Origin of the sequence: Furfurilactobacillus rossiae, from assembly GCF_013394005.1 — a bacterium.
Taxonomy (GTDB): Bacteria; Bacillota; Bacilli; order Lactobacillales; family Lactobacillaceae; genus Furfurilactobacillus; species Furfurilactobacillus rossiae.
The window spans coordinates 825,075-841,039 of sequence record NZ_CP040586.1; the positions used below are offsets into that span (position 1 = coordinate 825,075).

At 45.6% G+C, this 15,965-nt stretch carries 7 protein-coding genes, 4 tRNA genes and 3 rRNA genes; all 14 read left to right on the forward strand.

The features are described from left to right. Positions 1–87: 87 nt before the first annotated feature. The 14 genes from hslO (at position 88) to LROSL1_RS03885 (ending at position 15,959) form a co-directional block, all read left to right on the forward strand. Positions 88–972 (forward strand): Hsp33 family molecular chaperone HslO, encoded by an 885-nt coding sequence (gene hslO / locus LROSL1_RS03820; RefSeq protein WP_178913814.1) that lies wholly within the window; start codon positions 88–90, stop codon positions 970–972. Between the two features lie 12 nt (positions 973–984). Then, a complete protein-coding gene (gene dusB / locus LROSL1_RS03825) occupies positions 985–1,998 on the forward strand; it encodes a tRNA dihydrouridine synthase DusB (protein ID WP_178913815.1) in 1,014 nt (337 codons plus the stop codon). 77 nt (positions 1,999–2,075) lie between these two features. Continuing rightward, positions 2,076–3,563, forward strand: coding sequence for a lysine--tRNA ligase (gene lysS / locus LROSL1_RS03830; RefSeq protein WP_178914918.1), 1,488 nt, complete (start codon positions 2,076–2,078; stop codon positions 3,561–3,563). 612 nt (positions 3,564–4,175) lie between these two features. Then, positions 4,176–5,749, forward strand: a 16S ribosomal RNA gene (locus tag LROSL1_RS03835). A gap of 88 nt (positions 5,750–5,837) precedes the next feature. Then, positions 5,838–5,911 (forward strand) — tRNA-Lys (locus tag LROSL1_RS03840). Positions 5,912–6,067: 156 nt separating this feature from the next. Beyond that, positions 6,068–8,987: ribosomal RNA gene (locus LROSL1_RS03845) — 23S ribosomal RNA — on the forward strand. 64 nt (positions 8,988–9,051) lie between these two features. Continuing rightward, positions 9,052–9,168 (forward strand): 5S ribosomal RNA (rrf, locus tag LROSL1_RS03850). The 16S, 23S and 5S rRNA genes sit together here with 2 tRNA genes alongside, the layout of an rRNA operon. A gap of 152 nt (positions 9,169–9,320) precedes the next feature. After that, a tRNA-Thr gene (locus tag LROSL1_RS03855) sits at positions 9,321–9,393 on the forward strand. Positions 9,394–9,789: 396 nt separating this feature from the next. Continuing rightward, complete coding sequence (locus LROSL1_RS03860) at positions 9,790–11,271, forward strand: peptide MFS transporter (RefSeq protein WP_017262584.1); 1,482 nt, start codon at positions 9,790–9,792, stop codon at positions 11,269–11,271. A gap of 87 nt (positions 11,272–11,358) precedes the next feature. After that, positions 11,359–12,189 carry a metallophosphoesterase gene (locus LROSL1_RS03865; protein WP_178913816.1) on the forward strand — a complete coding sequence of 277 codons (831 nt, stop codon included), beginning with the start codon at positions 11,359–11,361 and terminating at the stop codon, positions 12,187–12,189. A gap of 60 nt (positions 12,190–12,249) precedes the next feature. Beyond that, positions 12,250–12,330, forward strand: a tRNA-Tyr gene (locus LROSL1_RS03870). Positions 12,331–12,335: 5 nt separating this feature from the next. Beyond that, positions 12,336–12,407, forward strand: a tRNA-Gln gene (locus LROSL1_RS03875). 115 nt (positions 12,408–12,522) lie between these two features. Next, positions 12,523–13,860 (forward strand): replication-associated recombination protein A, encoded by a 1,338-nt coding sequence (locus LROSL1_RS03880; protein WP_017262586.1) that lies wholly within the window; start codon positions 12,523–12,525, stop codon positions 13,858–13,860. A 107-nt stretch (positions 13,861–13,967) separates the two neighbouring features. Then, positions 13,968–15,959 carry an alpha/beta hydrolase family protein gene (locus tag LROSL1_RS03885; RefSeq protein WP_178913817.1) on the forward strand — a complete coding sequence of 664 codons (1,992 nt, stop codon included), beginning with the start codon at positions 13,968–13,970 and terminating at the stop codon, positions 15,957–15,959. Positions 15,960–15,965: the final 6 nt, after the last annotated feature.

The following is a 15,965-nucleotide window of genomic DNA, read 5'->3' on the forward strand; positions in this document are numbered from 1 at the left end:
TTTAGAAAATGGAAGACTGGCGTTTGACTAACGTTTTTAGCGTAATTGCGGTATACTAACTTTCAGAATTTTTTCAAGGAGTAAACTATGGCTAACTATTTAGTTAAAAGTATTATTGACGACGGTAATTTTCGTGCTTATGCCGTCAATTCAACCAATGTTGTTGCGGAAGCACAGCAGCGACACGACACGTGGAGTGCATCTTCAGCAGCTCTAGGGCGCACATTAACAGCAACATTATTGCTCTCCACTTCGTTGATGAAGGGGCAGGAAAGTATGACTGTCAAGGTTCAGGGAGATGGACCAGCAAAGGGGATTGTGGTTGATGCAGATGCCAATGGCCACGTTAAGGGCTACATTGTAAATCCCCATGTTCACTTACCATTAAATGATAAGGGACATATTGATGTTGGTGCCGCTGTTGGTAAGAACGGTGCGTTGTCGGTTACCAAAAACTTGGGTTTGGATAAACCATACACTGGTCAAGTTGCTTTGGTCAGCGGTGAAATAGGCGATGACTTCACATATTACTTAGCACAATCTGAACAGATTCCATCAGCGGTTGGCGTGTCGGTCTTTGTTGAGAAGGACAATAGCATCGGGGTTGCCGGCGGATTCATGATTCAGGTGTTGCCAGGTGCGTCTGATAAAGCGATTTCAGAGCTTGAAGCAAGTCTAAAGGACTTACCTCAAGTGTCACAGTTACTCCGTGACGGCAAAACGCCGGAAGACATCTTAAATGATCTGTTTGGCAAGGAGCGGGTCAAAGTTTTGGAACGTGTACCCGTCAGTTTTCAATGTGATTGTTCAAAGGATAAATTTGCCAAAGACCTGGCCAGTTTACCAGACAAGGACCTTAAAGATATGATCACTGAAGATCACGGTGCTGAAGCAGTTTGCCGTTTTTGTGGTAACAAATATCAGTTTAGTGAACAGGAACTACAAACGATTTTAAGCGAAAAGAACGCTTAACGGAGGAAAACGATGAAGTGGAAAATTGGCGATATTGAGATTCCGAATCAAATTGTGGTGGCACCGATGGCAGGTGTTACTAATTCGGCGTTTCGACTTATCTGTAAAGAATTCGGTGCTGGACTCGTCGTTTGCGAGATGATTTCTGACCGCGGCATTATGCATAAGAATAAGAAAACCCTATCCATGATGAAGGTTGAAGAGGCCGAACACCCGATGAGTATTCAAATTTTTGGTGGCACTAAGGAAACATTGGTCCAAGCAGCAGAATATGTTGATCAACACACTGAAGCAGACATCATTGACATCAACATGGGGTGTCCAGTTAACAAGGTGGTCAAAACGGATGCTGGTGCTCGTTGGCTGCTTGACCCTAACAAGGTGTATGAAATGGTCTCGTACGTGACTGATGCGGTTAAAAAGCCAGTTACCGTTAAAATGCGGACAGGCTGGGATCCTGATCATATTTATGCGGTGGAGAATGCCTTAGCAGCTGAACGTGGTGGTGCTTCGGCTTTGGCCATGCATGGCCGAACACGGTATCAGTTCTATGAAGGTCACTCAGATTGGAATGTCCTTCATGAAGTGGCCAAGGAGATTCATATTCCATTTATGGGGAATGGTGATATTCAAACACCTCAAGACGCCAAGAAGATGATTGAAGAGGTTGGCGCAGATGCAGCAATGGTTGGCCGCGCTGCAGAAGGTAATCCATGGGTATTGGGTCAAATGGCGCACTATCTTGAAACTGGCGAAATCTTGCCAGAACCAACGCCAGCCGAAAAAGTGGCGACTGCCAAAGAACATTTGCAGCGGCTGGTCGATCTAAAGGGTGAACATGTTGGCCCCCGCGAGTTCAGAGGACAGGCGACATACTATCTGAAGGGCATTTCTCACTCGGCGCGAACTAAGGTAGCATTGAATAATGCTGACACGCAGGAAGAAATGAATGACATTTTCGATCGTTTTTTGGATAAGCTAGCAGTACGGGATGCCCGTGAAAGTTCACAAATTGCCGGTAGCTAAAGGTTATTTAGTGTAGAATGGTGTTTGTGAGAAATTGACAGAAGTGAGGGATTAATTTGGCAAAGCAAGAAGCAAGCATGAATGACCAGATGAAGGTTCGTCGTGAAAAACTACAAGAATTGCGCGATGAAGGCATTGAACCATTTGGGCATCGTTTTGATCGGACACATTTAGCTCAACAGTTGCATGATCAGTTTGGCGAGGAAGACAAAGAAACGTTGGAGTCTCAAGCTAACGTAGTGACTATTGCTGGGCGAATGGTATCTAAGCGAGGTAAAGGTAAAGTTGGTTTTGCGGATTTAAAGGATCGTACGGGCAAAATCCAAATTTACGTTCGTAAAGATGTGATTGGCGAAGACATGTACCATGTTTTCAAACGTTCCGATATTGGTGACTTTATTGGCGTTAAAGGTGATGTCATCAAAACGGATATGGGCGAATTGACGGTTCGTGCACAGGAAGTTACCTTCTTGAGTAAGTCGTTACGGCCATTGCCGGATAAATTCCACGGTTTAACGAATCAAGAACAGATTTACCGTCAACGTTATTTGGATTTGATTGCCAACGATGACAGCTTTGCTCGCTTCCAAAAGCGGACAAAGATTATTACTGCCATTCGCCACTATTTAGATGGCTTAGACTTCCAAGAAGTTGAAACACCAGTGTTACACAATATTGCTGGTGGTGCGGCTGCTCGTCCGTTTGTCACGCACCATAATGCGTTAAATATTGAATTGTACTTACGGATTGCTTTGGAACTGCATTTAAAGCGCCTTATTGTCGGTGGTATGGAACGTGTCTACGAAATTGGCCGTGTTTTCCGTAATGAAGGTATCGATACGCGTCATAATCCTGAGTTTACAATGTTGGAGTCATATGTTGCTTACTGGGACTTTCATGATGTCATGGACGAAACAGAGGGCATTTTTAAGGCGGCTGCACATGCAGTAACCCCTGACGCTGTTGTGACTTACCAGGATCAAACGCTTGATTTGAATAAGCCTTTTAAACGTGTTCACATGGTAGATGCCATTAAAGAAGTGACAGGCATTGATTTCTGGAAGCCAATGTCACTTGATGAAGCAAAGGCGTTGGCCGATAAAAACGGCATTCACTATGAGAAGTTCTGGACTGTTGGTCATATCATTAACCAGTTCTTTGAAGACAAAGTCCAAGACACGTTAGTTCAACCAACGTTTATTTATGGACACCCAGTGGAAATTTCACCATTGGCAAAGAAGAATCCAGATGATCCACGGTTTACGGATCGTTTTGAACTGTACATCATGGGGAACGAGTTTGCGAATGCGTTCTCTGAATTAAATGATCCAATTGACCAGCGTGAACGTTTCGAGCAACAAGCTAAGGAACGGGATGCTGGGGATGACGAAGCTCAATTGATTGACGAAGATTTCGTCGAGGCCTTAGAGTACGGCATGCCACCAACCGGCGGTCTAGGTATCGGTGTCGATCGTTTGGTTATGTTATTAACAGATGCACCGTCGATTCGTGATGTTCTGTTGTTCCCAACGATGCGCGCTGAGGATAATAGTGAGAATGAATAGTCTTAGTCATCTACATGATCTTCTGTATTTGTGAGCAGCTAAGTCTATAGATGAACGATGAGCTAAAAAGTGATGATCGCATTTATTGTGATCGTCACTTTTTTTGTAGGAAAACATAGCGGTGTAGTGGTAAGATGTTAAAGGCGGTTTTAAGCTATCTAGTTTTTCAACAGGATCGAATCACAGGCGGTTTTGTGGTCTATCCGTTTGAGGCAAATGGTGTATTCGAATGCTTTTATGATTTTAAATGAGAAAAAAATGATAATTGATATTTGTGCTTGACGATAAAAGCTGAAACTGATAATCTAGATAACGTTGTCAAAAGAGATCACTCAAATGTGAGTCGCAAAATGGCAGCTATACCAATTTAAAAAATGTCAATAATTAATTCAAATTAATCGTTGACAACAAAGAGTTAAATTGATATGATTACTAAGTCGTCTGATATGTACCAATTGCATGAGATGATGTAGATCTTTGAAAACTGAACAACGTTTCGACGAATCAAATGTGTAGGGCCTTTGAACGAAAGTTCGAAGCAATTACAATTGTGAAGTCAATTCACTTTATAACCAAGTAACAACAAAACAAGAGCTATTTCAAATAACTCATTAATTTGAGAGTTTGATCCTGGCTCAGGATGAACGCTGGCGGCGTGCCTAATACATGCAAGTCGAACGCACTTCGGTTTTTGATTGACGGTGCTTGCACCAGATTGACGAGACATTGAAGTGAGTGGCGAACGGGTGAGTAACACGTGGGTAACCTGCCCTAAAGTGGGGGATAACATTTGGAAACAGATGCTAATACCGCATAACAACGAAAACCACATGGTTTTCGCTTGAAAGATGGTTTCGGCTATCACTTTAGGATGGACCCGCGGTGCATTAGCTAGTTGGTAAGGTAACGGCTTACCAAGGCAATGATGCATAGCCGAGCTGAGAGGCTGATCGGCCACATTGGGACTGAGACACGGCCCAGACTCCTACGGGAGGCAGCAGTAGGGAATCTTCCACAATGGGCGCAAGCCTGATGGAGCAACGCCGCGTGAGTGAAGAAGGGTTTCGGCTCGTAAAACTCTGTTGTTAAAGAAGAACGTATCTGAGAGTAACTGTTCAGATAGTGACGGTATTTAACCAGAAAGCCACGGCTAACTACGTGCCAGCAGCCGCGGTAATACGTAGGTGGCAAGCGTTATCCGGATTTATTGGGCGTAAAGGGAGTGCAGGCGGTTATTTAAGTCTGATGTGAAAGCCTTCGGCTTAACCGGAGAAGGGCATCGGAAACTGGATAACTTGAGTGCAGAAGAGGGTAGTGGAACTCCATGTGTAGCGGTGGAATGCGTAGATATATGGAAGAACACCAGTGGCGAAGGCGGCTACCTAGTCTGTAACTGACGCTGAGGCTCGAAAGCATGGGTAGCAAACAGGATTAGATACCCTGGTAGTCCATGCCGTAAACGATGAATACTAGGTGTTAGGGGGTTTCCGCCCCTTAGTGCCGCAGCTAACGCAATAAGTATTCCGCCTGGGGAGTACGACCGCAAGGTTGAAACTCAAAGGAATTGACGGGGACCCGCACAAGCGGTGGAGCATGTGGTTTAATTCGAAGCTACGCGAAGAACCTTACCAGGGCTTGACATCTTCTGCTAATCCGAGAGATCGGACGTTCCCTTCGGGGACGGAAAGACAGGTGGTGCATGGTTGTCGTCAGCTCGTGTCGTGAGATGTTGGGTTAAGTCCCGCAACGAGCGCAACCCTTATGATTAGTTGCCAGCATTAAGTTGGGCACTCTAATGAGACTGCCGGTGACAAACCGGAGGAAGGTGGGGACGACGTCAAATCATCATGCCCCTTATGTCCTGGGCTACACACGTGCTACAATGGATGGTACAACGAGCAGCGAAGTCGCGAGGCCAAGCAAATCTCTTAAAGCCATTCTCAGTTCGGACTGTAGGCTGCAACTCGCCTACACGAAGTCGGAATCGCTAGTAATCGCGGATCAGCATGCCGCGGTGAATACGTTCCCGGGTCTTGTACACACCGCCCGTCACACCATGAGAGTTTGTAACACCCAAAGTCGGTGGGGTAACCTTCGGGAGCCAACCGCCTAAGGTGGGACAGATGATTAGGGTGAAGTCGTAACAAGGTAGCCGTAGGAGAACCTGCGGCTGGATCACCTCCTTTCTAAGGAAACAAATCGGAACCTTACACATTAGTGGAAACGTTGTTCAGTTTTGAGGGATTTACCTCACACCATGTCAGACGATGACATGGGGGATTAGCTCAGATGGGAGAGCGGCATCTGCTTGCAGATGAATGACAGTGGTTCAAGCCCATTATCCTCCAATCGGTCACGCAAGTGACCAACCTGAAACGTTGTACATTGAAAACTGAATCATGATTCTTTTTATTATTTAAACCGAGAACACCGCGTTTTTGAGTTTTTTAACAAGTTAAATTGTTTATCGCTAAACTCATAACCGCAGTTCGTATGAACTGTTAGGTTAAGTTATAAAGGGCGCACGGTGGATGCCTTGGCACTAGGAGCCGATGAAGGACGGGACTAACACCGATATGCTTCGGGGAGCTGTAAGTAAGCTTTGATCCGGAGATTTCCGAATGGGGAAACCCAATCAGTTTAACCGCTGATTATCACTAGGGGAATACATACTCTAGTTGAAGGTAGACGTTGTGAACTGAAACATCTAAGTAGCAACAGGAGCAGAAAGAAAAATCGATTCCCTAAGTAGCGGCGAGCGAACGGGGAACAGCCCAAACCAAGCTGCTTGCAGTTTGGGGTTGTAGGACTGAACATTTGAGTTACCAAAGACCTTGATAGTTGAAGACGTTGGGAAACGTCGCCATAGGGTGTGAGAGCCACGTAGACGAAATCAAAGTCCCTCAGTTCAGGATCCTGAGTACGGCGGAGCACGTGAAATTCCGTCGGAATTTGCGGGGACCATCCCGTAAGGCTAAATACTCCCTAGTGACCGATAGTGGACCAGTACCGTGAGGGAAAGGTGAAAAGCACCCCGGAAGGGGAGTGAAATAGTTCCTGAAACCGTGTGCCTACAAGTAGTTAGAGCCCGTTAATGGGTGATAGCGTGCCTTTTGTAGAATGAACCGGCGAGTTACGTTAACATGCAAGGTTAAGGTGGAAAGACCGGAGCCGTAGCGAAAGCGAGTCTGAAATGGGCGACTAAGTATGTTGAAGTAAACCCGAAACCAGGTGACCTACCCATGTGCAGGCTGAAAGTGCGGTAATACGCACCGGAGGGCCGAACCCGTGTCTGTTGAAAAAGGCTGGGATGACGTGTGGGTAGCGGTGAAATTCCAAACGAACTTGGAGATAGCTGGTTCTCTCCGAAATAGCTTTAGGGCTAGCCTCGGATGAATCATCATGGAGGTAGAGCACTGTTTGAACTAGGGGCCCGTCATGGGTTACTGAATTCAGATAAACTCCGAATGCCATTGATGTGTTATCCGGGAGTCAGACGATGAGTGATAAGATCCACCGTCGAAAGGGGAACAGCCCAGATCACCAGTTAAGGTCCCTAAATATATGCTAAGTGGAAAAGGATGTGGAGTTGCACAGACAACTAGGATGTTGGCTCAGAAGCAGCCACCATTTAAAGAGTGCGTAATAGCTCACTAGTCGAGTGATTCTGCGCCGAAAATGTACCGGGGCTAAGCATATTACCGAAACTGTGGGTGCCACGTAAGTGGCGCGATAGGAGAGCGTTCTATGGGCGGTGAAGCCAGATCGTAAGGACTGGTGTAGCGCATAGAAGTGAGAATGCCGGTATGAGTAGCGAAAGATCAGTGAGAATCTGATCCACCGAATGACTAAGGTTTCCTGGGGAAGGCTCGTCCACCCAGGGTTAGTCGGGACCTAAGGCGAGGCCGAAAGGCGTAGTCGATGGAAAACAGGTTGAGATTCCTGTACTAGTTAAACTTGTTTGAACAATGGAGGGACGCAGAAGGCTAAACGATCCGGACGATTGGAAATGTCCGGTCAAGCAGTGAGGTGTGAGATGAGTTAAATGCTTGTTTCTTTAACATTGAGCTGTGACAAGGACCGAAATTTAAGTAGGGAAGTCGTTGATGTCACGCTGCCGAGAAAAGCTTCTAGTTAGAGTTTAATTACCCGTACCGCAGACCGACACAGGTAGTCGAGGAGAGTATCCTCAGGTGAGCGAGTGAACTCTCGTTAAGGAACTCGGCAAAATGACCCCGTAACTTCGGAATAAGGGGTGCTGCACGCAAGTGTAGCCGCAGTGAAAAGGCCCAGGCGACTGTTTATCAAAAACACAGGTTTCTGCAAAATCGTAAGATGACGTATAGGGGCTGACGCCTGCCCAGTGCTGGAAGGTTAAAAGGATGGGTTAGCGTAAGCGAAGCTCAGAATTGAAGCCCCAGTGAACGGCGGCCGTAACTATAACGGTCCTAAGGTAGCGAAATTCCTTGTCGGGTAAGTTCCGACCCGCATGAAAGGCGTAACGATCTGGGCACTGTCTCAACGAGAGACTCGGTGAAATTATATTACCCGTGAAGATGCGGGTTACCCGCGACAGGACGGAAAGACCCCATGGAGCTTTACTGTAGCTTGATATTGGGTGTCTGTATAACTTGTACAGGATAGGTAGGAGCCGTAGAGCTCGGGACGCTAGTCTCGAAGGAGGCAACCGTGGGATACTACCCTTGTTATACGGCCACTCTAACCCGCGCCACTTAGCGTGGCGGGAGACAGTGTCAGGTAGGCAGTTTGACTGGGGCGGTCGCCTCCTAAAAGGTAACGGAGGCGCCCAAAGGTTCCCTCAAAATGGTTGGAAATCATTTGTAGAGTGTAAAGGCACAAGGGAGCTTGACTGTGAGACAGACAGGTCGAGCAGGGACGAAAGTCGGGCTTAGTGATCCGGTGGTACCGTATGGAAGGGCCATCGCTCAACGGATAAAAGCTACCCTGGGGATAACAGGCTCATCTCCCCCAAGAGTCCACATCGACGGGGAGGTTTGGCACCTCGATGTCGGCTCATCGCATCCTGGGGCTGTAGTCGGTCCCAAGGGTTGGGCTGTTCGCCCATTAAAGCGGTACGCGAGCTGGGTTCAGAACGTCGTGAGACAGTTCGGTCCCTATCCGTCGCGGGCGCAGGAAATTTGAGAGGAGCTGTCCTTAGTACGAGAGGACCGGGATGGACATACCGCTGGTGTACCAGTTGTGCCGCCAGGCGCATCGCTGGGTAGCTATGTATGGATGAGATAAACGCTGAAAGCATCTAAGTGTGAAACTCGCCTCGAGATGAGATTTCCCATTCCTATATGGAAGTAAGACCCCTCAGAGATGATGAGGTAGATAGGCTAGAAGTGGAAGTGTGGCGACACATGGAGCGGACTAGTACTAATCGGTCGAGGACTTAACCACGAAGTGGTGGTCCGGTTAAAGAAAAGAAGATCATGATTCAGTTTTGAGTGGATAACGCTCAGAGTGTGGTGATGATGGCACGAAGGATACACCCGTTCCCATGCCGAACACGGAAGTTAAGCTTCGTCGCGCCAAGAGTAGTTGGGGGATCGCTCCCTGCGAGGGTAGGTCGTCGCCATGCGACTAAAACGTCAATCTGATGATTGGCGTTTTTTTGTGTCGTGAACGGTGCCTCATTAAGGCGCGGTGCCTTTCAGTAATAAATGATAGTCATGCGTTGATTAAGCCTTGAAGCTAGTGAAAAAGTCCGTTATACTAACAGATGTGCTATTTGCCGGATTAGCTCAGTTGGTAGAGCATCGGTATCGTAAACCGAGGGTCAGGTGTTCAAGTCACCTATCCGGCATAAATTCGTGTGAATATCAAAAAAGCCGTCACAAAATGTGACGGCTTTTTTGATGACTAAATCTGAAAATACGTGTTTATGTGTTGTCGCCGCCTTAGATAACGGTTCGTCAGCGTCATAAAGCAAAAAAAGTGCAACAAACGCACAACAAGTCTTCTGTGCATTTTGCCACTTAAACATGAGAAAAACACTTGAAGATGGTTAAAAGATTAGAATTATTCGCCTAAAAATGGCGAATAAATTAAAAGAAGGTTTGACTATCGCCATTTATAACCGCTATAATTGTTTTATCGTTTTTTTAAACGGGGAACTACAACTGAATATTTAGAGCATTAAGAATCCCCGAAAAGTCATGGCCTTCGGGCTGCTATTGGGGGATAAATTAGGAGGATTCTTTTGGAAAACAAGAAATACGATACAGCGTTTTTTGGACAACCCCGCGGGTTGGCAACGCTGTTTTTCACAGAAATGTGGGAACGTTTCAGTTATTACGGAATGCGTGCCATTCTGTTGTTCTACATGTACTTTGCCATTGATAAGGGTGGTTTAGGTTTTAGCCAGGCTACTGCAAGTTCAATCATGGCCATTTATGGATCACTTGTTTATTTATCCAGTGTACTTGGTGGATTTTTGAGTGACCGTGTCTTTGGACCACGTCGCACGGTGTTCATGGGTGGTGTCCTGATTATGTTTGGGCACATTGCGCTGGCCATTCCGGCTGGTGCAACGGCATTGTTTGCATCCATTGCGTTGATTGTTGTTGGTACTGGGTTGTTAAAGCCAAACGTATCGGAAATGGTCGGTGCTTTATACACGACTGAAGATCGTCGTCGTGATGCTGGATTTAACATTTTCGTCTTCGGAATCAACATGGGGAGTTTATTCTCACCATATATTGTTGGGACCTTGGGTGAAAAGGTTAACTTCCACCTCGGTTTCTCCTTGGCTGCTATTGGGATGTTCTTTGGACTGATGCAGTACTGGATTGATGGTCGTAAGTATCTAAGCAAAGATGGTTTGTATCCATCAGATCCAATCGAACGTGATGACATCAAGCCATTAGCTGTTCGTTGGGGACTCGGCGTCGTTGCATTGATTCTAGTGCTTGTTTTAATGAAGTTAATGGATGCATTGAACCTTAAGAACGTCATTTTGTTGATTAGTATTATTGCCGTTGCAACGCCAGTGGTTTACTTCATTATCATGTTGTCGAGTCGCAAGGTGACGAAGAACGAACGTCGTCACGTGGTTGCGTACATTCCGCTGTTCATTGCTGCAATGTTGTTCTGGGCTATTGAAGAACAAGGCTCTGTTGTCTTGGCACTGTTTGCACAACAACGGACTAACTTGCAGATTGGTGGTTGGACAATGCCAGCTGCGTACTTCCAGTCACTTAACCCTGCATTTATCATGTTATATACACCATTCTTTGCCATTTTATGGACAAAGTTGGGCAAACGTCAGCCTAACACCACAACTAAGTTTGCATATGGATTGGTAATTGCCGGTATTTCATACCTGTTCATGGCTTTACCTGGATGGCTTGAAGGCACTTCTGGTCGTGTTTCCATCTTGTGGTTGATCGGAAGTTGGGCGATTGTTGAAATCGCTGAACTGCTGATTTCACCAATCGGACTGTCTGTTACAACTCGCCTTGCACCAAACGCCTTCCGTTCACAGATGATGAGTATGTGGTTCTTGGCTGATGCTGCTGGTCAAGCCGTCAACGCACAAATCGTTCGTTTCTACACGAGTGATACTGAAGTTTCCTACTTTTTGATTATAGGGGCCGTCAGCGTTGTTTTGGGACTTGTACTGTTTGCCTTCCGTAAGCCAATCTTTGGCCTTATGAAAGATGTCGAGATTGCCCAGGATTAAGAGTCTAAAACGTAATCATAAATAAGTTTGTGCTAAAATGTGCTCAACAGCTGTTGAGCACATTTTTTTAGAAGGTGAAGATAAACGATGGTACGTGTGGCCCTGACCAGTGATAATCACTTCGATGTTAATCAACTGGATAGCAATGAACTATTGAAACATCAGGCTCAAGTATTAGCCGATTTAAAGGTAAAGTATTATATTATTGCAGGCGACACGTTTAATGATTTTACGAAGACCGTGCACTATGTTGATGTATTACAACATGAACTGGGCAGCCAAACGGAAGTTTACTTTTTGGCTGGTAATCATGATATGGCTGCCGGAGTGACGTATGACGAGCTTGAAACCAGAATTAACGCACATTATCTGCACAATCAGTTTGTTGATATTCCAGGGACTGATTGGCGGATTGTCGGTAATAATGGGTGGTATGACTATACCTTTGCCAGCCAGTTGTTTAACGAACGCTCTGTCGCTGACTTTGCTCAGTGGAAACGCGCTTATTGGTTTGATGGTGTCATTGAACAGCCAATGACGGATCCAGAAAGAGAAGATGTGGTCTTACAGCAGACGACTAATCAACTTTTGGATGCCACAGTGGCTAGCAAACGTGTTTTGTACGTCACGCATTTCGTGCCACGGGCTGAATATACGCGGATTACTGATGATAATCGTTTTTGGAACATGGCAAATGCAATGTATGGTAGTCGTCGCCTCGGCGATGTCTTGACCAAGGGACGCGTTGTTTACGCGCAGTTTGGTCATCTGCATATTAAACCTGAACCACGAACGTTTGACCATGTGACCTACTTTAATCAGTCTGTTGGCTACAACACGCACCGTTTGCAAGAATGGCGCCATGCTGATTTTATGAGTGAATGGCAAACCCGACTAAGAATTTTGAACTTACAATAATTCCTGATTACGCTTGAATTCAATGGAAATTTTCGTTAGAATAAAAAAGTTGTCAGGAACGGCGGAATAGCGAAGTGGCTAAACGCAGCGGTCTGTAAAACCGCCCCGAAAGGTTCGTTGGTTCGAATCCAACTTCCGCCATTTATTGGGATATAGCCAAGTGGTAAGGCAACGGACTTTGACTCCGTCATGCGCTGGTTCGAATCCAGCTATCCCAATTATATAGCGTAAAGAAGCAGGTATTACCGTTAAAGGTGATACCTGCTTCTTTACGTTATAGGGATAACTATGGTATTCTTATATGCGAACATACGTTTGAAAAAAGGATAAATTATGACAGAACAAACATCACTTTTTGATCAAAATGACGCAAATCAACCATTAGCAAGCAGAATGCGCCCTCAAACGCTAGCAGAGTTTGTTGGGCAACAACAGTTACTTGGACATGGCAAAGTGTTGCGTCAACTTATTGATGACGACGCGGTTTCTTCACTGATTTTTTGGGGACCACCGGGTGTGGGGAAAACGACTTTAGCCCGGATTATTGCGAATAAAACGCAGGCCCGTTTCATAAACTTCAGTGCAGTCACCAGTGGTATCAAAGAAATCCGTCAGGTTATGGAAGAAGCGGAAGGCAATCGACAAATTGGCGAACGCACAATTGTGTTTGTAGATGAAATTCATCGATTTAACAAGGCGCAACAAGACGCTTTCTTACCATTTGTTGAAAAGGGAAGCATCACCTTGATTGGTGCTACGACAGAAAATCCATCATTTGAAATTAATTCGGCGCTATTGTCTCGAACCAAGGTTTTTGTGCTTCAGCCGTTAACGCATGACGATTTAATTCAGTTGCTAAATCAGGCGCTTCATGACGATCGCGGCTTTGGCAAACAAAAAATTCATATTAGTGATCAAACGATTGGGGCAATTGCGGACTTTGCCAACGGAGATGCCCGGGTGGCCTTAAACACGCTAGAAATGGCTGTGTTGAATGGACAGCAAGTGGGTGAGGTAACAACGGTCGATCAAGACGATGTCGCCCAGTTAGTATCCCGAAAATCCCTAATGTATGACAAAAAGGGTGATGAACACTACAATATTATTTCCGCATTGCATAAATCAATGCGAAACTCTGATGCGGATGCTGCACTTTACTGGCTGTCACGCATGTTGGAGGGTGGCGAAGATCCGCTGTACGTTGCCCGTCGGTTAATCCGATTTGCTAGTGAAGACATTGGCTTGGCCGATTCACGAGCTTTAGAAATTGCGGTGGCAGCCTATCAGGCGTCTCATCTAATCGGAATGCCAGAGTGTACCGTTAATTTGGCTCAGGCGGTGGTTTATTTGTCGATGGCACCGAAATCCAATGCGATTTATACGGCTTATTCAGCCGCCAAACATGATGCGTTGCATTCTATGGCTGAACCAGTTCCTTTACAGATTCGCAATGCGCCAACCAAGTTGATGGCTGACTTGCATTATGGCGAGGGTTATCAGTATGCTCACGATACGAAGGATAAGCTGACAACACTACAAACGATGCCAGACAATTTGATTGGTCACGTTTATTATCAGCCCACTACCCAAGGTTCTGAAAAGAGGTTTGCAGAGCGTTTGGCGCAGATTCGTGAGTGGCATGCCGAACACGATGATCATCTAAATGGTTAGCTAGATGATATTAATGATTCACAGTTTAAGTAATCTAATTGTTTGGTTAATGACTTAAAAGCACTATAATAACTGCAAGTGTAACCAATAAAAAATGAGGCGATTATATGGTTCAACCAGTGGCGGTCACAGATTTGTATAAGTTAGTTTCACTTGCACAACCCGTTGCGACATCAGATGCAGTCTTTTTCTTGCAAACGCAGATGCGCGAACAGGAAGACGATTATGCAACATCTATCCAACGGTTTGATTTACATACGCACGCAACGACAACGTGGGGAACGTTGTCTGGCAAGGATAATGCGCTAGCAATCAGTGATGATCAGCGCGTACTGACGTTTACCAGCGAAGATCCGAATCATCAGCGGCAGGTTTTTGCGCAATCATTAACTGGTGGTTCGCCAGTTCAAATAACGTTTGATGAGTTTGGCGTCAGTGCTTATGACTGGGATGCCAAACATCAAATCGTATACTATCAAAGCGCACCTAAGAAAGATGGCAAACGGCCAGCTAAGGCAGATCCTAAACGACCACAGACAATCAGCTACACCAAAACAATTTATAAGGATAATGATCTCGGTTATTTTGCTGAGGATGAACGCTATGTTATCAAGAAGCAGATCATCGGTCACAAAACAGCAACAGAAATATTTGAAAATCCGGAAAAGTTTTCCATGGGCCCACTATCTCACGATGGGCGGTTGTTGACCTATTCAACGGCCGGAAAGCCAGAAGATGATAATGATTTTAGCGAACTGACATACGCGTTAGACACTGAAACCGGTGCAAAAACCGTTTTGACTGGCAGCTTAATGGCAGCTTCACTTAGTCCAGTTGGATTCAATGAGAGTGACACCGATTTATTGCTTTGGGGAACGACAAACGAGATTCCTAATATCTCTGCCTCACATTTGTACAATTATCATTTCGCAGATCAACAGCTAACTGATCTAACACCGGATAAGGATGTTGTGGTCGGTGACATGATTATGAATGCTGATTTCCAACAAAACCTTAGTGGTCGGGTAGCGGCGTTCGTTAGTGATCGACAGTACGTTTATACCCAGTTATCACAGGGGACGTTACGGATCATGATGGCCACGTTGGGTGATTCACTCAGTGATCATCAAGAACTCGTATCAGGGCCGCGACATGTCACTGACTTTACAATTTCTGCAGATCATGGCGAGGCTTTCTTCACTCAGTCTGCTTGGACGACAGTTGCTAAACTTTCAGCGATTGCATTGAAGGATGGCAAGGAACGAGACCTGACTGATCCTAATCATCATTATGAAACGACTCACCAATTAGTAGAGCCGCTTCGGTTTACATTTACCAGTGATGACGATGTGGAAGTACCAGGCTGGTATTTGCCGCCAATTGATGCGCAGGCAAAAACAAATTATCCAGTGATTCTCTATATTCACGGTGGACCCGGTGCTAATTACGGGGAAACCTTCTTTCATGAATTACAATTTCATGCCAGTGAAGGCTATGGTGTGATTGCCATTAATCCACGTGGTTCGACCAGCTATGGACAGGAATTTCAACTTGGCGTCATTGGTCATTATGGCGAGGGCGATTATGCTGACTTAATGAATGGCTTAGATCACGTGCTAGAACTGGATTCTAAAATTGATCAAGATCGATTGTACGTTACTGGTGGTTCATACGGTGGGTTTATGACCAACTGGATTGAGAGTCACACGAGTCGTTTTAAAGCAGCGGTAACAGCGCGTTCCATTGCTGATTGGATCAGTATGTATGGGACGAGTGATATCGGATATTATTTCCTGCCGTGGGAACTTACCGGTGAGCGAACGATGAAAGCGACCGATTTAAAGCCGTTGTGGAATGCTTCGCCATTGAAGTATGTGGCCAATGTGTCGACACCCACTTTAATTCTTCACAGCGAACAGGATTTTCGCTGTCCAATTGGTCAGGGTGAAGAGTGGTACACATCATTGAAATTGAATGGTGTTGAAACGAAGATGGTTCGTTTTCCTGGTGAAAACCACGATCTGTCGCGAATAGGTAAGCCACGTTTTCGAATTGAACGTATGCAACGAATTCACGATTGGTTTGCTACTCATCAATAAACTAGG